18 protein-coding genes are annotated in these 24,465 nt (G+C 38.6%); 11 read left to right on the top strand and 7 right to left on the bottom strand.

Translation table 11 applies throughout. The annotated features are described in order from the left end of the window. Window positions 1–286: 286 nt before the first annotated feature. Window positions 287–898, top strand: a complete 612-nt coding sequence (locus C9E89_RS15150) for a TetR/AcrR family transcriptional regulator (protein ID WP_107009193.1) — start codon at window positions 287–289, stop codon at window positions 896–898. A gap of 80 nt (window positions 899–978) precedes the next feature. Here C9E89_RS15150 and C9E89_RS15155 read toward each other — a convergent pair whose 3' ends face one another. From C9E89_RS15155 to C9E89_RS15175, 5 genes are all read right to left on the bottom strand, one after another. Next, window positions 979–1,542, bottom strand: a complete 564-nt coding sequence (locus C9E89_RS15155; protein ID WP_107009179.1) for a 5'-methylthioadenosine/S-adenosylhomocysteine nucleosidase family protein — start codon at window positions 1,540–1,542, stop codon at window positions 979–981. Between the two features lie 106 nt (window positions 1,543–1,648). Then, complete coding sequence (dnaJ, locus tag C9E89_RS15160) at window positions 1,649–2,767, bottom strand: molecular chaperone DnaJ (protein ID WP_107009180.1); 1,119 nt, start codon at window positions 2,765–2,767, stop codon at window positions 1,649–1,651. Window positions 2,768–2,860: 93 nt separating this feature from the next. After that, window positions 2,861–3,238 carry a hypothetical protein gene (locus tag C9E89_RS15165; RefSeq protein WP_107009181.1) on the bottom strand — a complete coding sequence of 126 codons (378 nt, stop codon included), beginning with the start codon at window positions 3,236–3,238 and terminating at the stop codon, window positions 2,861–2,863. 135 nt (window positions 3,239–3,373) lie between these two features. Beyond that, window positions 3,374–6,508: an efflux RND transporter permease subunit gene (locus C9E89_RS15170; RefSeq protein ID WP_107009194.1), complete on the bottom strand. Its 3,135-nt coding sequence runs from the start codon at window positions 6,506–6,508 to the stop codon at window positions 3,374–3,376. A gap of 8 nt (window positions 6,509–6,516) precedes the next feature. Then, a complete protein-coding gene (locus C9E89_RS15175; RefSeq protein WP_107009182.1) occupies window positions 6,517–7,623 on the bottom strand; it encodes an efflux RND transporter periplasmic adaptor subunit in 1,107 nt (368 codons plus the stop codon). 210 nt (window positions 7,624–7,833) lie between these two features. Between C9E89_RS15175 and C9E89_RS15180 the strand changes: the two genes are divergently transcribed. From C9E89_RS15180 to C9E89_RS23840, 4 genes are all read left to right on the top strand, one after another. Further along, complete coding sequence (locus tag C9E89_RS15180; protein WP_107009195.1) at window positions 7,834–8,451, top strand: TetR/AcrR family transcriptional regulator; 618 nt, start codon at window positions 7,834–7,836, stop codon at window positions 8,449–8,451. A gap of 169 nt (window positions 8,452–8,620) precedes the next feature. Beyond that, the gene (gene ppc / locus C9E89_RS15185; protein ID WP_107009183.1) at window positions 8,621–11,311 is read left to right on the top strand and encodes a phosphoenolpyruvate carboxylase; all 2,691 of its coding nucleotides are present in this window, start codon (window positions 8,621–8,623) and stop codon (window positions 11,309–11,311) included. A gap of 326 nt (window positions 11,312–11,637) precedes the next feature. After that, complete coding sequence (locus C9E89_RS15190; protein WP_107009184.1) at window positions 11,638–12,942, top strand: solute carrier family 23 protein; 1,305 nt, start codon at window positions 11,638–11,640, stop codon at window positions 12,940–12,942. Between the two features lie 260 nt (window positions 12,943–13,202). Then, complete coding sequence (locus C9E89_RS23840; RefSeq protein WP_228199049.1) at window positions 13,203–14,885, top strand: amidohydrolase; 1,683 nt, start codon at window positions 13,203–13,205, stop codon at window positions 14,883–14,885. Window positions 14,886–15,001: 116 nt separating this feature from the next. Here the strand turns inward: C9E89_RS23840 and C9E89_RS15205 are convergent, their stop codons facing one another. Further along, entirely contained in the window at window positions 15,002–16,138 is a 1,137-nt protein-coding gene (locus tag C9E89_RS15205; RefSeq protein ID WP_107009186.1) for a TDT family transporter, read from the bottom strand. Between the two features lie 207 nt (window positions 16,139–16,345). Between C9E89_RS15205 and ribF the strand changes: the two genes are divergently transcribed. From ribF to C9E89_RS15235, 6 genes are all read left to right on the top strand, one after another. After that, the gene (gene ribF, locus C9E89_RS15210) at window positions 16,346–17,347 is read left to right on the top strand and encodes a riboflavin biosynthesis protein RibF (RefSeq protein WP_107009187.1); all 1,002 of its coding nucleotides are present in this window, start codon (window positions 16,346–16,348) and stop codon (window positions 17,345–17,347) included. Between the two features lie 63 nt (window positions 17,348–17,410). Continuing rightward, a complete protein-coding gene (gene ileS, locus C9E89_RS15215; RefSeq protein WP_107009188.1) occupies window positions 17,411–20,254 on the top strand; it encodes an isoleucine--tRNA ligase in 2,844 nt (947 codons plus the stop codon). After that, window positions 20,247–20,786, top strand: a complete 540-nt coding sequence (gene lspA / locus C9E89_RS15220; RefSeq protein WP_107009189.1) for a signal peptidase II — start codon at window positions 20,247–20,249, stop codon at window positions 20,784–20,786. The genes ileS and lspA overlap by 8 nt, the downstream gene beginning before the upstream one ends. Continuing rightward, complete coding sequence (locus C9E89_RS15225) at window positions 20,782–21,264, top strand: FKBP-type peptidyl-prolyl cis-trans isomerase (RefSeq protein WP_107009196.1); 483 nt, start codon at window positions 20,782–20,784, stop codon at window positions 21,262–21,264. Before lspA ends, C9E89_RS15225 begins: the two co-directional genes overlap by 5 nt. A gap of 143 nt (window positions 21,265–21,407) precedes the next feature. Then, window positions 21,408–21,950 carry an NADPH-dependent FMN reductase gene (locus C9E89_RS15230; protein WP_107009190.1) on the top strand — a complete coding sequence of 181 codons (543 nt, stop codon included), beginning with the start codon at window positions 21,408–21,410 and terminating at the stop codon, window positions 21,948–21,950. A gap of 387 nt (window positions 21,951–22,337) precedes the next feature. Continuing rightward, a complete protein-coding gene (locus C9E89_RS15235; RefSeq protein ID WP_228199050.1) occupies window positions 22,338–22,841 on the top strand; it encodes a lytic transglycosylase domain-containing protein in 504 nt (167 codons plus the stop codon). Between the two features lie 62 nt (window positions 22,842–22,903). Here C9E89_RS15235 and C9E89_RS15240 read toward each other — a convergent pair whose 3' ends face one another. After that, window positions 22,904–24,253 carry an MFS transporter gene (locus C9E89_RS15240; protein WP_107009191.1) on the bottom strand — a complete coding sequence of 450 codons (1,350 nt, stop codon included), beginning with the start codon at window positions 24,251–24,253 and terminating at the stop codon, window positions 22,904–22,906. Window positions 24,254–24,465 lie beyond the last annotated feature (212 nt).

A 24,465-nucleotide genomic window follows, 5' to 3' on the forward strand; every position in this document is an offset into this window, starting at 1 on the left:
TTATTTTAACGTGATCACAAATTTATTAAAATTTCTTAACAAATTTACTTTTTATATTATGTTCAATATTAAAATAAGCTTAAAAAAAACCATTTATTTTTTCTTATATTTTTATAATTATTGCATTATTTTTGTGCATATAAACTAAATAAATGCATATTCGACATTAAATAATAAAACTTCATAATAAAACTCAATAATATTTTAAAATAGTCGAGCAGACCTGTGCACAAATCAAACGTTTTACCGTACAATTTAAATGTTATTTTTTAGACCCAGTGATGCGATGGAACAAAAAAAGAGTGCTCAGAAAAGACAGCAGTTACTCAATGCAGCCTTAGACGTATTTTCAATCTACGGATTTAATGGCGCGAGTTTAGAGGAAATTGCTCAGCTTGCCGAAATGCACAAATCAAATATTTTCTATTATTATGAAAATAAAGAAGCCTTGTATGTCGAAGTGCTAACAACAGTCATGCAAAAATGGTTAGCGCCTTTACAAATGCTTGAATCAGAATTAGAGCCTGTTGAAGCGTTAAGTCATTATTTAATGACAAAAATTGAAATTTCTAGAACGCAACCAAAAGCCTCTAAGCTGTTTGCTTTAGAAATTATTCAGGGTGCGCCTCATATTTTACCGATCTTAAAAGGTCCATTAAAAAAATTATTTAAGCGTAAAGCAAAAGTGATTTTAAACTGGCAAGAGCAAGGTAAAATTTCAACGCAAATTGACCCTGAACTTCTGATTATTAATATCTGGGGCTTAACACAAAATTATGCCGATTTTAGTACACAGATGGAAATGGTTACAGGCAAGACTTTAAGAAATAAAAGTATGTATCAACGTGCAATTGAACACACGATTCATATGATTTTATATGGTGTAATTCCAAGATAAATCGATCATTCTTAAAGCTCAAACATTGTTTTGGCATACGACCATAGTTTGCTATGGTCGCCAGATTTTATTTTAAAAATTTAAAACCGCTTATATAAATCTAATAATTTTTGCGCGCCTAATAATAAATTTTCTTCCCAATCTAAATGTGCGGTTTCATTTGCACCATCGGTAATATACTTTACTGAAATTAAACGCACACCCAATTTTTTACAGACTTTTGCTAATGCATAGCCTTCCATATCGACTAAATTACATTTTACTTTAGGTAAACTAATTTCGAAATTATCACCTGTACCACAAATCCCCTTCGGCAAGTCTTGAAAATAAGGCTCTATTTCAATAGCACTTGGAAAATACTCATCCATTGGGGTAATTCCAACCTCAAACCCTAAAGGTGATACATCCATATCACGCTGTACAAATGTCGTAACCTCAACCAACTCATGCGCATTAAACGTTGAGCTTCCCGCAGTACCTAAATTTAATAAAGTTTTACACTGCGTTTTCTGGATAATTTCAAATGCTTTAAATGCAGCATTCACTTTTCCGATACCACTATAATGCACAGCAATACTTTCTTGTTCAAATAAGCCTTTTGACTCACTTGGCAATGCCATCACTAAAGCTAAATCCTGTTTCATAAAAGCACTTGCATCTCATGTTTTTGATTTGAATAAGGTTGTTTATTTTCAATAAAAAAGCCAACTTCTGCATCAAAGTTGGCTTTTCATTTCATCATACGATCAGTTAATCAAATAAACGATCGAAGAATGATTTTTTCTTTGGTGATGATGTACTGTCATCACCATCCATTGTTGCTTGCAATTCTTTTAACAATTCACGTTGACGTGCTGTTAAGTTGACTGGTGTTTCTACCACAATACGACACAGCAAATCACCTTGCATACTGTTACGTACAGGGGTCACACCTTTACCACGTAAGCGGAACATTTTTCCTGTTTGAGTACCTTCAGGAATTTTTAAGCTCACACGACCTTCTAAAGTCGGGATTTCTATTTCTTTACCTAAAGCAGCATCAGCGATGCTAACAGGAACATCCATATAAAGGTCTGCACCATCACGTTGGAAGATTTCATGTTCACGTACAACAACTTCAACGTATAAATCACCTGCTTGACCATCACGAATTGCTTCGCCTTTGCCTGTCAAACGCACGCGATCGCCATTGTCCACACCCGCAGGAATAGTCACTTCGAGTGTTTGCTGACGGTCTTTTACGCCTGTACCATGACAGGTGTTACATGGGTTCTTAATGATTTTCCCTTGCCCACGGCACGTACTACATGTCTGCTGTACCGAGAAAAAGCCTTGTTGCATACGCACTTGACCTGCACCATGACAAGTCTTACACGTTTCTACATCATTTGGATTTTTAGAACCTTTACCATCACATACATCACATGGTGCTGGTGCAGTAAAAGTCACCGTTTTTTTAACGCCTTTAACTGCTTCTTCTAAGGTTAATTCCATGACGTAACGTAGGTCTGAGCCACGACGGGTTCGTTGTTGGCTACGACCGCCACCACCGAAAGCACCACCAAAGATATCACCAAATTGGCTGAAAATATCTTCTGCGCTAAAGCCACCACCGCCAAAGCCGCCACCACCGCCCATGCCACCTTCAAACGCTTGATGTCCCATACGGTCATACATACTGCGTTTTTCGCTGTCAGATAAAACTTCATAAGCTTCAGCAGCTTCCTTAAATTTATCTTCAGCTTCAGGGTTGTCAGGGTTACGGTCTGGATGATATTTCATCGCCAACTTACGGTAGGCTTTTTTAATTTCATCATCACTAGCGGTTTTAGCAACACCTAAAACCTCATAATAATCACGTTTAGCCATGATTGGCGATGCTCCACAAAATTTTGATCAATTCTTACTGTCAACTAAAATGGGGACGACCCGTCGCTTTTACAAGCGTTCACAGTAAAAAAATTAAAATACAGCTTTACTAATAAGATATTTATTGAAACCTTTAAACCATGCATTTAAGAGGTATAACCATGAAATTGCACTAAAAATTACACCAATCACAGTACATGCCTTAACCCAAAGCATCGAATCCCAATAAAAGAAAATGAGCGGAATAAACCACAATGCAGCAAATGCTGCCAAAACTAAGAAAATGACCACACTACGCATCACCCATAATGCTTGAGCATGAATCCATACTTCTGCATGTTCGGACATCGCAACTTTACGTGCTAAAAAGTACGAAATAAGAGCACTGATAATCGTAAATAATGCGAGAAATAGGAAAATATACGAGATCGTCATATAACGACGATGTACTTTGAGATTGTCTTGCCCCATAGGTGATTTTTATACCTCAATCCATCACATCATTTTACATATTTTGTGTGGAAACTTCTAATGCGACTAGCTGTAAAATATGAGGTGCTACTATATTGAATTTTTCAAAATTTCGCACCTACAATTCATATATTTCTAGGAAGTTTTTACTTGTTTTTTAACTTTAAACCACGCGGCATAAAGTGCAGGTAGAAAAAATAGTGTTAAAAGTGTTGCAATAATTAAACCACCCATGATGGCAACTGCCATTGGTCCAAAGAAAATACTACGTGATAATGGAATCATTGCAAGTACCGCAGCCAGTGCAGTTAAAATAATCGGTCTAAAACGACGAACGGTTGCATCTAAAATTGCATTCCATTGATCTTGTCCAGACTGAATATCTTGCTCAATTTGATCAATCAAAATCAATGAATTACGCATAATCATGCCTGACAATGCAATTGTACCGAGCATAGCAACAAAACCAAATGGCTTATTAAAGATTAATAAAAATAAAACAACACCAATTAAACCCAAAGGTGCTGTTAAAAATACAATAAAGGAGCGTGAAATACTTTTTAATTGAATCATTAAGAGTGTAAACACGACAGCTAAAAATAATGGCATTCCTGCATTGACAGAACTTTGTCCTCTGGCTGACTCTTCTACTGTGCCACCGACTTCAACTAAATAACCATTTGGTAATTCAGTACGTAATTGCTCAATACTGTCTGCTAGCTCACCCACTACTGTTGCTGGTTGTAAAGCACTACGAATATCTGCACGTACTGTGATTGTTGGTAAACGATTACGATGCCAAATTAAACCATCTTCAAATTTATATTGAATATTGGCGATTTGAGATAATGGCACTGAACCGCCTTGACTCGTTGGCACAGCCAAATTTTCTAAAGATCCGACTTCAAGCCGTTCAGCCTGTTCACCACGTAAACGAATATCAATAAGCTCTCTTTTTTCACGGTACTGATTAATCATTGCCCCTGAAATTGAACTATTTAAAAAATTGGCAACATCTAGACTACTCACACCCATTTGGCGTGCACGATCTTGATCAATTTCTAAAGAAATAATTTTGCTTGGTTCACCCCAGTCTAAATGCACGTTAGTCGTATTTGAATTTTGACTGACCAATGCTGAAACTTTATGTGCTAACTGACGGACTGTATTTAAATCTTCTCCCGATATACGATATTGAATTGGATAACCTACAGGTGGACCATTTTCTAGTAACGCCACACGAGTACGCACCTCAGGCAATAGTTGGCGAATTTGCGTATCTAAAGATTTACGAATTTCATCACGATCATCTAAAGAAGATGCCAAAACGACAAACTGGGCAAAACTTGCTTGTGGTAATTGCTGATCAAGCGGTAAATAAAAGCGAGGAGAACCTGTACCGACATAAGCAACATAATTATCAATCCCTTTTTGTTTGGATAAAAATGCCTCGACTTTTTTGACTGCTTTTTCGGTTGCAGCCAGAGAAGCACCTTCTTCAAGCTTAAGATCAACTAAAATTTCAGCTCGATTGGAAGGTGGAAAAAACTGTTGTGGTACTAACTTGAACATCATCACTGATAAAATAAATATACCTACAGTCAGCGTGATCACGGTCTTACGATAATTTACACACCAGTTGACCAACTTTCGAAAGCTTTGATAAAACTTAGTTTGATATGGATCATAATGTTCACCCGTATGATGCACGATAGGGGGTGGTTCAGGTTGTTTACGTAAACGCGCCCATAGACGTTGATACCATGGTGCTTTTTGGGCTGTTTGATTAAAATCTGGTAAAAGTTTATCGCCTAAATAAGGCACAAAAACCACGGCTGCCACCCAAGACACCACCAAAGCAATGGTCACGACTTGGAAAATAGAACGTGTATATTCACCCGTGCTCGATGCTGCGGTTGCAATCGGTAAAAAACCTGCTGCGGTAATTAATGTCCCAGTCAGCATAGGGAAAGCCGTGCTTGTCCATGCATAACCTGCGGCTTTCATACGGCTATAGCCTTGCTCCATTTTGATTGCCATCATTTCAACAGCAATAATGGCGTCATCGACCAAAAGACCGAGTGCTAAAATTAAAGCACCTAAGGAAATTTTATGTAGCCCGACATCAAATAAATTCATTCCTGCAAAAGTCATTGCTAAAACTAAAGGAATTGAAAATGCGACGACTAAACCTGTACGAAACCCGAGTGAGAAGAAACTCACTAATAAAACAATAATGACAGCTTCTGCTAAAACCTGAATAAACTCATGAATACTACGTTGCACTGCAACAGGCTGATCAGAAACTTTTTGTAGCTGCATACCCAGTGGCAAAGTTTTTTGTAGGTGGGTAAATTCGGTTTCTAAGTTTTTGCCCAAGGCAATAATGTCGCCTCCTTTACGCATAGATACTGAAATACCAATACCATTATCACCATTAAAACGCATACGTGGTTGCGCAGGCTCACTAAAGCCTCGATAAACCTCAGCAACATCACCCAGTTGAATGGTTTTATCGCCCACTAACAAAGGCATTTTTTTAAGGTCATCGACAGACTGTAACTGCCCTCCTACACGAACTTGAATACGGTCTGTTGTTGTTTCAAAAAAACCTGCACTTGCGACACTATTTTGCTGACGTAAGGCTTCTTGAATTGCTGTTACAGGAATTCCTAACTGAGCAGCTTTGGTATTTGAAAGTTCAATCCAAATTTTTTGGTCTTGTAAGCCAACTAACTCAACTTTCCCTACATCTTTAACACGCTGTAACTGGAGTTGTAAGCGGTCAGCGTATTCTTTTAAAGTGGCATAATCAAAATCTTTGCCTGTTAAAACATAAATATTTCCAAAAGTATCACCAAACTCATCATTGAAAAATGGTCCTTGCACACCGCTGGGTAATTGGTGCTGAATATCCCCAATTTTTTTACGAACTTGATACCAAACATCAGGAATTTGATTAGATTTTAAGGAGTCTTTGGCAACAAATGTCACCAATGATTCACCTGGGCGTGAATAGGCTGCGATCCGATCATATAAGCCCGTACTCATCAATTGTTTTTCAATACGATCTGTGACTTGTAGAGAAACTTCTTCTGCGGTTGCACCTGGCCAATAGGTCTGTACTACCATCACTTTAAAGGTAAATGGTGGGTCTTCGCTTTGTGATAATTTTGAATAGGAAAATATCCCCACAATACCGAGTAAAATCATAAAATAAAGCACTAAACCTTTATTTTTGAGTGCCCATTCTGACAAGTTAAACTTCATGTCATGACTCATGGTTTTACTCCTGCTGATAAAGTGACTGCTCTATTTTCACGGTCTACAGGTTTGATTTTTTGTTTTTCTCGCAATAAATGCACACCACCAATCACCACCCAATCCGTTGCATTTAAACCATTTAAAATAGGCACACTATCACGACCATAAGCACCTAAACTGACAGGAACTTTTCGAATCGTCTGATTTTGATTAACCACCCAAACATAAGCTTGATTATTATTTGCTGAAACACTAGACAAAGGCACACTTAAAACATTGTCAATATTTTGGCTAAAAAACACGCGAGCACTTTGCCCCAACTGAATCACTGACTGCCCTTCTCTTAATGTAACTTTCACACTAAAAGTACGGGATTGATCTGCCGCAGGTGAGATTTCACGTACATAAGCCGCAAATTTGTCCTGTGGTTTTGACCACAATGTGACCCATGCATTTTGCCCTACTTTAATCTGACCAATGGCTTGCTCAGGAACACCGATGACGACTTCTCGTTCACCATCAATAGCCAATTGATATGCTGCTTGCCCTGCTGAGATGACTTGCCCAACTTCAATATTACGTTGTGTAACTACCCCATTTTTATTGGCAATGAGTTGATTATAGGTTGTTTGATTGGTTGTTATTTCATAATGAGCTTGTGCTTGTTTTAAGGTCGAGGCTGCTGCTTCATATTGATTTTTGACAGCATCATACTGTGAGCGGCTCACAGCATGGCTTGGTAAAAGTTGTTGAAAACGCTTAAATTCATCTTCTGCAATTTTTAATGCAGATTGTGCATTTTCCAGCTGAGCTTTGGCTGAATTTAATTGTAACTGAGCATCTTTGATGTCTAGCTTTGCAAGAGTTTGCCCAACTTTGACCCGATCCCCAACATCCACATAACGTTCCGTAATTTGTCCACCCACACGAAAAGCCAAAGCTGTCGTTTGTCGTGCTTGTACATCACCAGCATAACTTTTTTGTTCTTCATGCGACATTGTAGGTTGCGTTACCATCACAAAAGGAATTTCTTCTGCTTCTGGCGCTTGTTTTTGACACCCCACTAAAATCACACCACATACCATCATTAAACTGATCACAGTTGATTTTAAAATACTCATACACAATGCTCTTATTGAAACGTTTTTTTTCGGGCAGAATAGCAGTTAGGTGAATGAATATTTTATCCATCATGTGATTCCTCACATATGTTCATCCATGTTCAATCACTTTAACAAAGGTTCAACTTTTAATTAATATACCGCAAGGTACATTAATTAAAAATGACCATAAAAGTAAATGACCTATTTGACTTTTTTTTGGAAAATTTAGTGCAAGCACATGTTGGTCGTCCTAAGGACTTAGAAAAGCGAAAGCAGATTTTAGAAGCTGCTAAAGCCTTATTTTTATTACATGGCTATCATGGTTCAAGCATGAATCAAATTGCTAAAGCAGCAGGTGTAACCAAACTGACGGTCTATAACCATTTTCAAGATAAAGAAAATTTATTTACCTGTGCAATTGAACAAACCTGTGAAGCTTCAATTAATGCTAGACCATTAGGTTTGACTGCTGAAAGTAATTTTCAAATGTGTTTTTATCAAGTATGTGAACTTGCACTGAATATTATTTCTTTGCCTGAAGCCATTAAGCTTGAGCATTTACTTTTAGAACTTGCTGCTGAAAAGAACCCTTTAGCACTACAGTTTTATAATGTTTCACACCAAAAAATGTGTACAGTCTGGCAAGATTTCTTTGAACAAGCCATCGCATTAAAATTCATTCAAGCTGATGATATTGAAAAACAAACAAATTTAATTTTGTCATTGTTATTGGGCATTCGTCATCACGAAGTTCTGCTTGGTATTCGTCAACCACCCGATGAACAAGAAAAATATCAAATTATTCAGGATAGTATTCATCTATTTCTTTTACGTTATAGCCTATAGTCAATGTATTAAGTTTCTAAATAAAGATTATGCAGGTTTTACGGCATACTATTTTTTAAAAGCACAATTGTTGTTGAAATAACCGACTGCTTTTCTACTTTTGTAGGGGTGTACTTGGAATCTCAACATAGCGAGTTATAGTCAAAAGGATAAGAACTGGAGAATAGCAATGATTCAACAAATTAATGCTCCACTACGTGAGGATGTACGTTTGCTCGGAAATCTTTTAGGGGAAACTTTAAAAGAACAAGCTGGACAAGATTTGTTTAATCAAATTGAACAAATTCGTGCTTTAGCCAAAGGTGCACGTGATGGTCAAATCGAAGCAGAAAAACAACTCGAACAATTGTTTCTTCATTTAAAAGATGATGAAATTTTGCCACTAACTCGTGCATTTTCACATTTTTTGAATTTTTCTAATATTGCTGAACAATATCATGTGGTGCGTAGTCGTCGCCAAAGTGAATTTGATGAAACGCAACCCTCACCCAATGTTCTTGTACCATTGTTTGAACAATTTAAAACTCAAGAAATTAGTACACAGCAGCTTTACCAACAAATTTGTCAACTCAGTATTGAGTTGGTACTAACTGCGCACCCGACTGAAGTAAGCCGCCGTACGCTGATTCAAAAATATGATGGCATTAATGATTGCCTATCAAAATTTGATCAACAAAAACTAACCCCTAAACAACGTGCTGAAGTTTTAGCAGATTTAAAACAATTAATTTGTTCAGCATGGCAAACGGATGAAATTCGTCAACACCGACCTACACCTGTAGACGAAGCAAAATGGGGCTTTACCACCATTGAACAAACATTATGGAATGCTGTTCCTAAGTTCATTCGTGAACTAGACCACTTGGTTCAAGAACATTGTGAAAAACCATTGCCTTTAGATATTTCCCCAATTCGTTTTGCATCATGGATGGGTGGAGATCGTGATGGTAATCCAAATGTTACGCATAATATTACCCAAGAAGTCTTATGGTTATCACGCTGGAAGGCAGCAGATTTATATGTTCGTGATATTGAAGATCTGCGCTGGGAACTTTCTATCGAAGCATGTTCAAATGAACTCAAACAAGCTTTAGGTGGGCAGCATCCTGAACCTTATCGTGAATATCTACGCACAACACGCACTCGCTTAAAAGCAACTCGCCAATGGCTTGCGAGCAAATTACAAGGACAACATTCCGATGTTGACCGCAGTCTGATCATTCGTCATAAAGATGAGTTATTACAGCCACTTCTTCTGTGCTATCGCTCGCTGATCGACAGTAATTTACCTGAAATTGCCAATGGCAAATTGCTCGACTTTATTTATCGAGTCAACTGTTTTGGCATCGAATTACTCAAACTTGATATTCGTCAAGAATCAGGTCGTCATCGTCAAGCCATTTCAGCGATTACTGAATATTTAGGTTTGGGAAATTTTGAAACTTGGACAGAACAAGCACGTCAAAACTTCCTCATTCAAGAGTTACAAAGTAAACGTCCGCTCTTGCCTAAACATTTAAATGAACCTGCCAATAGCTTGATTGAACATCCTGATGTACAAGAAGTGTTTGCCACTATGCGTACTTTGGCGGAACAGCCAAAAGAAAGTTTAGGGGCTTATATCATCTCTATGGCGGAATACCCAAGTGATGTTTTAGCTGTTTTACTCTTGCAAAAAGAAGCAGGCATTGAACACTTTTTACGTGTCGTTCCACTGTTTGAAACCCTGAAAGATTTAGATGGTGCAGCAGCAACCATGAACACGCTGTTCAATATGCATTGGTATAAACAGCATATTCAGGGCAAACACGAAGTCATGATCGGCTACTCAGACTCAGCCAAAGATGCAGGTTTTATGTCTGCTAACTGGGCGCAGTATCGTGCGCAAGAAGAATTGACTGCTGTAGCAAAACAACATGGCGTACAACTGACATTATTCCATGGTCGTGGTGGCTCCATCAGCCGTGGTGGTGCACCCACTCAGCAAGCACTATTCTCACAACCACCGGGTTCTATTTCAGGTGCGATTCGCGTGACTGAACAAGGTGAAATGATTCGCTTTAAATTTGGTTTGGAAGAAATCGCACTACAAAATCTGGAAATTTATACCGCAGCGACGCTTGAAGCAACGCTACTGCCACCGCCTGAACCGAAACAGGAATGGCGTGATTTGATGCACACCATGACCGATTTATCGGTTCAGGTCTATCGTCAAACAGTGCGCGAAAACCCACATTTTGTGAAATATTTACGTACCGTAACGCCTGAACTTGAATTACAAATGCTGCCGCTCGGTTCACGCCCTGCAAAGCGTAAAGTCAGTGGTGGGATCGAATCATTACGTGCGATTCCGTGGGTATTTGCATGGACACAAATTCGTTTGATGCTGCCTGCATGGCTCGGTACTGGTGCCGCAATCAATCAAGTGATTGATCAAGGTCAGAAAGCCTTATTAGATGAAATGCTTGCCGAATGGCCTTATTTCCAAACCCTCATTGATATGCTGGAAATGGTCTTATCCAAAGCAGATTCCAACATTGCACTATATTATGAATCGCATCTAACCGATGATGAAGACTTGAAAGTTTTAGGTGCTGAATTACGTCAACGCTTACATGATGCAGTACAAACATTGTTGGCAATGAAAGGTGAATCTCAGCTTTTAAGTTCAAATGAAGTCCTTGATCAAGCCATGAAAGTACGAAAACCGTATTTGCTCCCTTTGCATTTATTACAAGCAGAGTTAATGAAACGTCGTCGTGCTTATTTGGCTGAACGTCAGGCTGAGCATACTCCTGTAGATCATGCTCTGATGGTCAGTATTGCTGGGATTGCCGCAGGTTTACGCAATACAGGTTAAATAAAACGTTGAAACACAATAGAAGAGAAAGCTAAATTTTCTCTTCTATTGATAAAAAATGCCAATCCGATCAAGCATTTTATATTTCTCATAAATAATAAATAAATTTTTTTAATCAGTAATTCAATATTTAATTATGCATTTTTTTATTTGTATTATTTTTAATACTTTGATTTTATTTGGTTAGATCTATCAATAGTTTTACCGTATGGTAAAAATAATAAATTATTTCTAATAAATGCAATCCTTTAGTTTGACTAAAATGATTAAAACTCAAAACAAGAAAGAGTATCATGTGCGCAATTTGTTTTTTGAGCGCTCAATTTATGTCCAACTGGTTCCCCAAATGGCGTCCCTATACAGGTGATATTAACTCGCAACCTGTCGGTACCAATGAGTATTTACCTCCTGCTCAAAGTGCCGTTTTAGGCATACAACATACTTTTGCGATGTTTGGCTCAACCGTACTTGCACCCTTCCTCATGGGGTTTGAGCCCAATCTGGCTATTTTAATGTCTGGTATCTGTACCATTCTGTTCTTTCTTATGACAGGTGGTCGCGTTCCAAGCTATCTTGGTTCAAGTTTTGGTTTTATTGGCGTGGTGATTGCTGCAACAGGTTATGCAGCCTCTGGCACAGGTGCTGCCAATCCCAATATTGCTGCGGCTGCTAGTGGCATCATGGCATGCGGCATTATCTATGCCATTTTTGGTCTATTGGTTATGGTAACGGGCACTCGTTGGATTGAGAAACTCATGCCACCTGTCGTCACAGGTGCGGTGGTCATGATCATCGGTTTAAACCTTGCTCCTGTCACAGTCAAAAGTGTAGCAGGCAATAACTTTAATATGTGGATGGCATTAGTCACTGTACTTTGTATGGGTGTCGTTGCCGTCTTTACACGTGGTTTAATGCAACGTCTATTATTGCTGCTTGGTTTAGTCTCATCTTATTTTATTTATTTCATTGTTTCCAATGTCATGGGTTATGGCACAGCAATTGACTTTAAACCGATTCAAGATGCTGCATGGTTTGGTCTGCCAAGCTTTCATTCACCAACATTTGATATGAATGCAATTTTAATCATTGCACCGATTGCTTTAATTTTAGTCGCTGAAAATTTAGGTCATATCAAAGCAGTTGGGGCAATGACAGGCGAAAACCTCGATCCACAAATTGGTAAAGCCTTTTTTGCTGATGGTGTTGCAACGACACTTTCTGGTGGCGTAGGCGCACCTGGTATGACCACTTATGGTGAAAATATCGGGGTGATGGCGGTGACTCGTGTCTATTCAACCGTAGTTTTCGTCATTGCAGGTGTATTTGCCATTTTCTTAGGTTTTTCACCTAAGTTTGGTGCTGTCATTCACACCATTCCAACGGCTATTTTAACAGGTGCTTCTATTGTGGTTTTTGGTTTAATTACCATTGCAGGAGCAAAAATCTGGATTGAAAATAAAGTTGATTTTTCCAAAAATAAAAATCTGATGGTTGCATCAGTCACCATTATTTTAGGTACAGGTGATTTTGCACTGCAATTTGGTGACTTTAACTTAGGCGGAATTGGTACTGCAACATTTGCAGCATTGATTTTAAACTGGTTCTTTAGTTTAAAAGATAAATCAGAATAAGCATTTAAAAAATAATAAATTAATCATTTTAAGCAGCTTAAAAGGCTGCTTTTTTTTTTGGAATCATCTTGATTTAATCTGTTCTTACAAGGGCAATATGCTTCAACTTTAATACCTTTATCACATAAAAACATACCAAGTAAGTTTTTGACTTCATGAGAACAGCTGATTACCTTAATTTAAGTCAATATATTGGCTAAAAGCACTTTGCACATGGATCGCAAGTCAATAATCATCTAAAGAACAAGGATTAAATTCGCATGAAGCAACTTTTGCAAGGATTCGCTGTACCTGTTTTTAAATCACCGACTTTTAAAAAAATATGTCTAAGCTCAATCGCTGCAACGCTTGCACTTTCAATGAGTGCTTGTAGTGATGATGACGATGATGATCAAACTTCAACAACGCAAAAAGCTGACCTTATCTTTGAAAATGGTACTGTCTATACCGTAGATGCCAAACATTCTGAGGCTGAAGCAGTTGCGGTGAAAGATGGAAAAATTGTTTATGTCGGTACGAGTGCTGGACTTAAAGATTGGCGTGGTGATAAAACTCAGGTCGTCGATTTAAACGGGAAAATGCTTCTACCAGGTTTTATTGATACTCATAACCATGCTTATTTACGTGCTGAGTCTATGTATTGGGTCAATCTTGATACACAAAGTTTAGATGGCTACAAACAGGCAACTCAAGATTTTCTTTCTAAACATGCTGATGCAAAACAAGTCCGTGGTGTGGGTTGGAATCTGAAATATGTTTTAGAACAAGCAGAAAGTACAGGTAAATCCCCTGCTCAACTACTTGATGAAATTGTTGGCAAAGATATTCCTGCGGTCTTTATTACCCATGGTCATCATGAAGTTTGGGCAAATACTCGTGCTTTAAAAAATGCAGGAATTACCGCTCAGACACCAGACCCAGCAGGCGGCTTTATTGACCGTGATAAAAATGGTCAACCTACAGGTATTTTACGTGAATTTGGTGCACAAAATTTAGTGATTCAAGTCTTACCACAGCCTGATTTTACTGTTGATGAATATAAAAATGCTGTGCTCTCTTTCCAACAAGATCTTGCTCCACAGCGTGGTGTTACTTCTGTTTTAGTGCCAATACATTATCCAACAGATTCTTTCTTAGATGCAATGAAAGCTTTGGATAGTGAATCTAAACTCACTGTACGTTATGACCTTTTACAATGGGCAGACGAAACACGAGGTACAGAACAAATTGCTGGGTTTATTGAGCGTCGTGCGAAATATAAAGGACAGTTCTTTAAGACAGATTCCATCAAAATTTTTGGTACAGGTGCAAGCAGTACTTATGGTTCGGTCGTTTGGGATCAAGAAGTTTTAAAGAAAACGGTTGCTGCATTGGATAAAGAAAAATTCCGTATCTATATTCATGATATTGGTCCAACAAGCACTTATAATCTAATGCTAGATGCTTATGAATATGCACAACAACAAAATGGTCAACGTGATGCGCGCCATATGATTACCCATGTGAGTGACGAGGCGATTCCAACCATTCCACGCTTCCTGAAACTCGGTGTACGCGCTGATGGTCATCCTCTACCAAAAGCATTTTTTGATGCGGGCGTAGCGCTGACATCATCAAGCGACTACCCTGTGCGTGAGTTTTTCCCAATGACACGTATTGCCCAAGGTGTGCAATCGGGTATTCCACTTGCGGACATGATTCAGAGCCATACCATCAATGGTGCTGAAGCCATTTTTGCTGAAAAAGAAACGGGTTCTATCGAAAAAGGTAAAGCTGCTGACTTAGTCATTATGGATCAAAATCTATTTAAAGTTGCACCGACTGCTTTGGAAAATGCACAAGTTGTCATGACAGTTTTCAACGGTAAAGTTGTTTATGACCGAAGCAAAGTCACCACAAAAAATGAAAAAGTTACAGAAGTTGCAGATGGGCATGATCACTAATTTTGCTGTTTAATTTTTGATGCAGTGAGATAAATTTCTTCTCACTTTCAAATAGCTTCTACAATAAAGCCCCTAACTCAACTTGGTTAAGGGCTTTTATTTCTATCGTTGAAAAATTAACGTTGTTGACTGTCTAATAACGCCTTTAGACAAGGAGAAAAGAATAAATGCCCCTGATACATGCCTTTTAAAGTTTTCGCCATTACCATGACCCAAAACATCATCAAAATTGCTGCAAATGCTAGACCTGTATTCACAATAAAACTCACATGCAACTGATGCCCCAGATTTAACACCGCCAAAGTAAATACACCCAATGGAAATGTCAGTCCCCACCAACCAAGATTAAATGGTAAGTCTGTGGCTGCATGTTTCAGTGTGGTCAATACAGCTATGGCAAACCACCACACCCCAAAGCCAAGCAGAATAAAACTCGCTACAATGCCCGCATTTTGAAAGAACACACCCAATTGTTCTAACTGAATATAAGCCAAGACTTGTGGTGCTTGTGCGCCTAAAACCAACAATGCCAATGCACCTGTACCAATCGGTCCCAAAGCCAACCAACCACTGATTGCCAATTCTTTACTTGGTAGTTTATGCAGTGCTAGACGTAACATTAAAATGGTCAGAATTCCGAAAGCAGGTAATACAGACATACCCCACAGCATATAACTTGCAAATAAAATCCCGACTGCCTGTTGCCCTACTGCCAAATGCGCCAACAATAAACCACCTGAAGTTGCTGTGACTTCACACGCCACGATTGGCAGTAACCACATTGCAGTCATGGTATGTAACTGATGCTCTTGCTTATAGAACATACAAAATGGAACCAATACCCCAATGCTCACTGCTAAAATCGCATCCACAAACCACAGGACTTGCGCGATCTGAATCGCGATATCGCCATACAATGCAACGCCATATTTTAAAAAGCCATTGAGTACTGTTGCTAAACCCATCGGGATTGCACCTAAAAACAATGCCATGCTTGGATGGGAAAAAATCTGCTTTGCTTCTTGAGGATAGATCAACCAACGTAATGCGTAAACTAAGCTAAATACAATGAATAAAAGTGTGTTGAATTGCCATAAAGCTGTTGCCACTTGCCATAAAATCTCTTGTGCAAATGGAAATTCGGGTAAAATCAACGCCACCACACCTGTTCCCATGGTCATGGTGAACCAGTTCGGGGTAAACTGTCGAATCACATCGCGGCTGTGTTGTAGTTGATAAAATGGCTTTTTCATGGCTTTTTCCTCATTTCAGCAGATAAATTGATTATAAAAGCTCTTATTAATAAATAAAATTGATTTATTTTTATAAAATGAATCAATTTTATTGATATATATTTACATGCACATTAAAAAATTCTGGATAAAAACACAACAACAAAGACGAAACTGTGAGAATATGGCAATATATATCCTTTCAAATTTTAAGTTTATTTTGAAATCATGCAGCTGTTACGTCTAAATGCCTTAGCACCGAATTTACAATTGCCCCAAACCGCAGTGACGATTGGCAATTTTGATGGTGTCCATTTGGGACATCAAGCCATGGTTTCTCAACTTCAAGAAGTTGCCAAAACCAAAAACCTCAAAACATTGGTGATGATTTTTGAGCCACAGCCTTTAGAATTTTTTAAAGCTTATGAGGCTCCGCCACGCATTACCTCACTCAGAGAAAAAGTAGAATACTTAACTGAATTGGGTGTGGACTACATTGCGATTGCTAAATTTGATAACCAATTCCGTAGTCTGAGCGCTGAAAATTTTGCTGATGTTTTAAAAGATAAACTCAATGCACAAAGCCTGATTTTAGGTGATGACTTTCACTTTGGTAAAGACCGTCAGGGCAACAGCGAATTTTTAAAAAAATATGGCTTTGATGTCACCAATCTGACCACCATCGAATTTGATGGTGAGCGTGTCAGTTCAACGCGTATTCGTCAGGTGCTGCAAGCGGGTGATTTGGCTTTGGCTGCCAAATTATTGGGACGTCCTTATAGCATGATTGGACGAGTCCAATATGGTGACCAGATTGGACGCACCATCAATTTCCCGACCATCAATGTTCGTATGGGACGCCATCGACCATGTTTAAATGGTATTTATGGGGTTGAAGTGGTGTGTGAAACCACTTCTTTAACTGAAAAAGTCAAAGCCGACAATCCAGATAAAACAGGCATTTTAGGCTACCAAGAAAATGCCTTATATGGTGCGGGTCATGTTGGTACCCGTCCTGCCATCAAACAGGATCATCCAGAATGGCGATTGGAGGTACATTTCCCCGATGTTTCTGCTAATCTGTATGGTCTGTTAATGCGGGTGACCTTCCTCGACTATTTACATGGCGAGCTGAATTACCCTTCGCTTGAAGCACTTCAGGCAGGAATTGACAATGATGTTGAGCGATTACTTGAATTTCGCAAAAATACACCCCATTTTCCGTTCTAAACCCAAATTTTTTATTGTAAAACGCGTCAGCAATCAGGCTGATAATATTGGATGACAACTTGCATGAGCGATAAGCAAACTCCTGAAAATGCTGTGGATTATAAATCTACGCTGAATCTACCAGGTACTGAATTTGCAATGAAAGCAAATCTCGCAGTACGTGAAGCGAAATGGTTGGAAGAGTGGTATGCCGACAACATTTATCAGCAGATTCGTGCATCGCGTATTGGCAAGAAAAAATATGTGCTTCATGATGGTCCTCCATATGCCAATGGTCAAATCCATTTAGGTCATGCTGTAAACAAAGTCCTCAAAGACATCATCATTAAAAGCCGTGTCATGGACGGTTTTGACGCACCTTATGTGCCAGGCTGGGACTGTCACGGTCTACCAATCGAACTCAAAGTCGAAGAAAAAGTTGGTAAAGTTGGGCAAAAAGTTGATGCTCCGACTTTCCGTAAAGCATGCCGTGAATATGCCTACACGCAAATCGAACTGCAAAAGAAAGATTTCGTGCGTATGGGTGTGTTTGGCGATTGGGACAATCCTTACTTAACCATGAACTTCAAACAAGAAGCCGACATCGTACGTTCATTGGGTGAAATTGCCAAAGCGGGTCATATTGAACCAGGACTTAAACCAGTGAACTGGTGTTTGGACTGTGGTTCTTCACTTGCCGAAGCTGAAGTCGACTATAAAGATAAAAAATCTGACGCCATTGATGTCGGTTTTGGTGTGGTTGATCTTGCTGATTTATCTGCAAAAGTGGGTGTTACTGTTTCCAATCCTACGGATATCGTGATCTGGACAACCACCCCGTGGACGTTGCCTGCTAACCAAGCTGTTGCGCTACATGCTGAAATTGAATATCAATTGGTCGAAGTTCAATCTGAACGTGGCACACAAAACCTCATCTTGGCAAAAGATTTAGTTGAGTCTGCATGTGAACGTTACAAGCTTGAAAATCCAAAAGTTTTAGCTGATTTTACAGGTAGCAAACTTGAGAATTTAAAACTTCAACATCCGTTGATCACGGATCGCCAAGTGCCTGTAATTTTAGGTGAACACGTCATCGCAACAAGTGGTACAGGTGCAGTACATACTGCGCCGGGTCATGGTGTGGACGACTATAAAGTTGGCTTACAGTACAACTTAAAAGTTGAAAATCCTGTCGGTGGTAATGGGGTGTATTTACCAACATCTGCACTGTTTGCAGGTGAACACATCTATAAAGCCAACCCACAAATCATTGAAGCATTGGGTACAGCAGGCAAACTTTGGGCGCATGTGCCTATCGTTCACAGCTATCCACATTGCTGGCGCCATAAAACGCCGATCGTTTTCCGTGCAACACCACAATGGTTTATTAGCATGGACAATAAAGGCTTACGTCAAGATGCCTTGAATGCCATTGAAAATGACATCAGCTTTGTGCCTGACTGGGGTAAAAACCGTATTGAGTCGATGATCGAAGGTCGCCCTGATTGGTGTATCTCACGTCAACGTACATGGGGTGTGCCAATCCCATTCTTCGTGCATAAAGACACCAATGAATTACACCCTCGCACACCTGAACTGATCGAAGAAGTTGCCAAACTGATCGAAAAAGAAGGCATTGATGGTTGGTATAACCGTGATGCGGCTGAGTTCATCGGTGATGATGCTGAACAGTACAACGCTGTTCGTGACACACTTGATGTATGGTTCGACTCAGGTACAACACACTATGCAGTGCTTCGTGAACGTGAAGAATTGACTGACCCTGCTGACTTGTATCTTGAAGGTTCAGATCAACATCGTGGTTGGTTCCAATCGTCTTTATTGACTTCGATTGCCATCAACAAACGTGCACCATACAAAGGCTTGCTCACTCACGGTTTCGTCGTGGATGAGAAAGGTCGTAAGATGTCAAAATCGATTGGTAATATCATTACCCCTCAAGAAATTATCAAAGATATGGGTGCAGATGGTTTACGTTTCTGGATCGCTTCTGCCGACTATCGCTATGAAATGACGGCAGGTAAAGAAATCTTTAGCCGTGCGTCAGACGGTTACCGTCGTATCCGTAATACTTTACGTTTCTTATTGGCAAACTTGAATGGCTTCAAACCTTCAACGGATGCACTGCCTGTAGATCAATTGATCGCATTGGATCAATACATCTTGCAACGTGCAGCAGACGTACAGAAAACCATTCAACAAGCTTATGAAGATATGAACTTCCATATCGTCACCAATGCGTTGACCAATTTCTGTATTAATGACTTAGGTAGTTTCTACTTAGACATCATCAAAGATCGTCAGTACACCACCAAAGCAGATTCTCAGGCACGTCATTCTGCACAAACTGCTTTGTATCACTTGGTACAGGCATTTGTACGTTGGATGTCTCCAATCTTAAGCTTCACAGCACAAGAAGCTTGGCCACTGATTCCTGAACAGTCTGAAAAATATGTATTTACAACTGAATGGTATGACATCCCTGTTGCATCAACTGCAAACTTGATTTCAGAAGCAGATTGGCAAACTTTGATCACTGTAAAATCTGCGGTGAACAAGCAAATTGAAGCGGCACGCAATGCCAAACTGATCGGTTCAAACTTGTCAGCAAAAGTTGAACTTTGGGCAAATACTGAACTCAAAACAGTTCTAGATCGTCTAGGTGATGAGCTTCGTTTTGTCTTGATTACCTCTCAAGTTATCGTCAATGCTTTTGATGAAACACAAGCTGAGGCAACTGATCTGGACGGTCTACGTGTCAAAGTTTCAGCCGCAGATGGTGAAAAATGTGCACGTTGTTGGCATGTTCTTCCTGATGTAAATACACATCATGAACATCCTGGTCTTTGTTCACGTTGTATTATTAACCTTCCTACAGGTCAGGGCGAAGAGAGAAAATATGCCTAATCCACAAAATAAAAAGGGTTTATTTCAGTTTTATCCTCATAATTTACTTTGGCTTGGACTTTCAGTCCTTGCCATTGTATTGGATCAATGGACCAAATGGATTGCAGTTAGCCATTTAAAATATGGTGAACAAAATCCTGTAATGCCCTTTTTAAATTGGACATTGGCACATAACTATGGCGCAGCTTTTAGTTTCTTGTCCGATGCTGGTGGATGGCAAAAATATTTCTTTACAGGCTTAGCAGGCATTGTTTCGGTCATTTTTGTATTTTGGCTCATGCGTATGCCCAAAAAATTGATCATCCTACCTGCTGCCATTGCTCTAATTTTAGGTGGAGCTGTTGGCAATCTGATTGATCGGGTTTCATTAGGTTATGTTGTTGATTTTATACATGTATATTATAACAATAGCCATTTCCCAATCTTTAATCTTGCAGACAGCGCCATTACCTTAGGCACTATTTTATTATTAATTGATACCTTCTTTTTAGAAAAGCAACGTATCCAGCGTGCGGAAGCGCAAAATGATTGATGAAATTCTTAACCCAAATGAAGAAACCCGTGTAGCAGAAGGTTCTAAAGTCGACCTGCATTTTTCTGTTGCTATTGAAAATGGCGTAGAAATTGACAATACCCGCAGCCGTGAAGAGCCTGTTAGTCTTGTGATGGGTGATGGTAGTTTGCTGCCTGGTTTTGAAAAAGCACTTTTTGGATTACGTGCAGGTGACCGTCGTACGGTTAGCCTTCCTCCTGAAGATGCTTTCGGTCCGTGGAATGCTGAAAATGTTCAAAAATTTGACACAATTAAATTTGAACAACGCCCTGTCGAAGGTCACATGATCGAGTTTGAAGACAAAGCCAAACAAAGCCTCTTTGGCGTGGTTAAAACTGTTGGTGATGACATTACCGAAGTTGATTTTAACCACCCTTTAGCAGGTAAAAATATTACCTTTGAAGTGGAAATTTTCAAGGTGACTCCTGCAGGTCAGCAAGGCATAAAATTGATGTAATATCATCGACCTATAAAAGCTCCTTCGGGAGCTTTTTTTATTTGCTGCTTAAATTTTTGATCTGCGATAAAGATACAAATTGCCCCTATGCAAAAAGACAGGGAAGCTTTAACTTAATAAAATTAAAAAACAAAGGCTTAATTATGAAACTCTATATTGTAGTCGGTAGTGTCCGTGAAGGGCGCACAGCGATTAAAATCGCGCGTTGGGCAGAAAAAACCATCAAAAGTTTTGAATACAGCACTGTTCAAACTGAAATTATTGACTTAAAAGAATGGAATTTACCTATTTTTGCAGGCGCACATCCGCCACTTTCAGGTATTTATGATCAACCCAAACAACAAGAATGGGCGGATAAAATTGCAGAAGCAGATGCTTTCATTTTTATCAGTCCAGAATATAACCATGGTTATAGCCCTGCCCTGAAAAATGCTTTGGATTATCTAGGTAAAGAATGGCAAGCTAAACCAGCAGCTTATATCGGTTATGGTTCAACCAATGGTTCTCGAGCTGTTGATCAACTTCGACAAGTCGGTACTCAACTTGGCTTAATTGATAGCAATGCCATCATTGAAATCCGTGATATTTTCTCACGTAATCAAACTGAGGAATTTGAAGGTAATTCTTTTGATGAGAAAGCGTTAAAAGCTGCTTTTGATAAATTAATTCAGTATGGCAATGTCTAGTTGTACGCTATAACGTACAAAAAATGTGGCTATTTGCGAATATACTTAATGGGAACTTTCACCTATTCTATAGTCATAGGGAACAGGAAGTTTCCAGAACACAAAACAAAAATAATCAAGTTCTAGCATCAGGATGTGAGGTAGGACAGGAGTTATACCTAATAAACCGATACAAAACAGCTCAATCAGGATGATTGGGCTGTTTTTTATTAAGCACTCACATTCCTTTGCAAATCTTAAAAAATTCATCATTGACTGAGCGATCATAGCTACCTAATATTCCGCATAAATATTTTTTCTTTTGGTTGTATTTTGTCAATTTATTGTTATTTTTCCAAATCTTATCATTCTTTTACGAAGACTTTCTTAGAAAGTACAAAACTTTTTATCATTGGCACAAGCCTTGTTGTTACTGGCTGTGCTTCCGTTGATAATGGATCACTTGAAAAACGTTCACTCTTACTCGCAACGGGTATCCAAAAAGCCTATTCTGTAGAAACAACAACGGCTCAACGTATCGCACCTATGATTTTGCAACATGCTGAACAATATGATGTAGATCCATTGCTACTTGCTGCGATGATCCGACAAGAATCTAGCTATCGCAGTGGAGTTATTTCACCTGCAGGCGCTGTCGGTTTAACCCAAGTTATTCCGCGTTATTGGCAACAAACTTGTCAAGGTGACTTATTTGATGAAAATACCAATATTCAATGTGGTACTTTTATTTTAGCCAAGTACAACAAATCTGCAGGTAGTTGGAAAAAAGCCCTTGCTTATTATAATGTTGGACCTACAGGCTACCACTCAAGTTGGAAAATGAAAAGACAAGGTAATCGTTATGCAGAGCAAGTAGAGGAACATCAAAAACAATTGAAAAATGAGTTATAAAGCAAATATTTTCAATAAAAAACCTTGGACAGTACCAAGGTTTTTTATTACACATGAATAAATTAATTTGTTGAAATTGCGGCTGCTTTTACTTCAATTTTACGCTCAGCTTTCTGTAAACGAATACATGAAATTGCTAAAACACCAATTACGCCGGGAATAGCCACTGCAATAAAATTCCATTTATGTGGTAATTCCATACCTAAAAGCATACCAATCACAATTGGACCAACAATCGCACCTGTACGACCAATTGCAGATGCCCAGCCAATGCCAGTCGAACGAATAGCTACAGGATAATATTGTGCAACATAACTATAAAGTAAAATACTTGTTCCAATTGAAGAGGCACCAGCTAAACTCACCAATAAATAAATCACTGGCTGAGGTGAGTTGAAGCCCAAACCTACTAAAGATAAAATACCGACGATCAACATGCTAATTAAAACTGGTTTAAAATCAAAGCGATCTGCTAGAATCCCTCCACCAATAGTACCAATTACAGCACCAATATTAAGTGCAAGTAAGAACATCAAGCTACTTCCTAAAGAGTAACCTGCTGCCATCATTAATTTTGGTAACCAACTGCCTAACGCATAAAGCATTAATAAACACATGAAAAAAGCAACCCAAAATAATAAAGTTCCTTTAGCACGGTTTTCTGTAAATAATGCTTTAACAGACGCACTTTGAGTTTGGTCATCTGCAGATAATACTAATTTTGTATTCTCTGTAAGCTGTATATTTGGTTCAATTTTCTTTAAAAAATAACGAGCTTGATCATTTTTTTGAGCTTTAACTAAATAAGTTAAAGATTCAGGCAAAAATTTTATAAAGAAAGGCACAAATAATAGAGGAATACCTGCTATATAAAACATGATTTGCCAACCAAAATCTGCTGTAAACCATGAACCACATAATGCAGCCATAATTCCACCAACAGCATAGCCACTGAACATTGTTGTAACTAAAGTACTTTTTAAACGCTGAGGTGCATATTCTGCTGTTAAAGCAACTAAATTTGGTAAAACACCACCAATACCTAAACCTGCAATAAAACGTAAAATTGCAAATTCAGTTGGATTTGAAGCAAATCCACCTGCAAAAGTAAATACACTAAATAATGAAACACAGATTAAGATCACTTTTTTACGTCCGATCTTATCTGCTAACATCCCAAATGACATTGCACCAAACATCATTCCTGCTAATGCAGTACTCGCAAGCATTCCTGCTTGCACGGCTGTCATGCCCCATTCTTTCATTAATAAAGGCAAAACTACCCCATTAATTGCTAAGTCATAACCATCAAATAAGACGATAAATAAACACCAAAGAATAATATTTATGTGGAATGACTTTAACTTTGCATGATCCACTACAGCATTTACATTCATTGTTTGCGCTGTCATTTTTACTCACCTCCAATTGTGAGACTTAATTTCAACATACAATGAATGGCTGTTCATTTTTTGTCTAAAACCTTATAAACATAAATATATACCTAAATAGTATTAAATTTATTTTTTGGTATAAAATGCCACCACTAACTTATATTCATTATCAATAAAAATGATGTTTTATATGAAAAGTGTAACTAAGTGATTTTTAAAAGATAATAGAA

It is taken from the genome of Acinetobacter sichuanensis (assembly GCF_003024515.2).
In the GTDB taxonomy this organism is placed as follows: Bacteria; Pseudomonadota; Gammaproteobacteria; order Pseudomonadales; family Moraxellaceae; genus Acinetobacter; species Acinetobacter sichuanensis.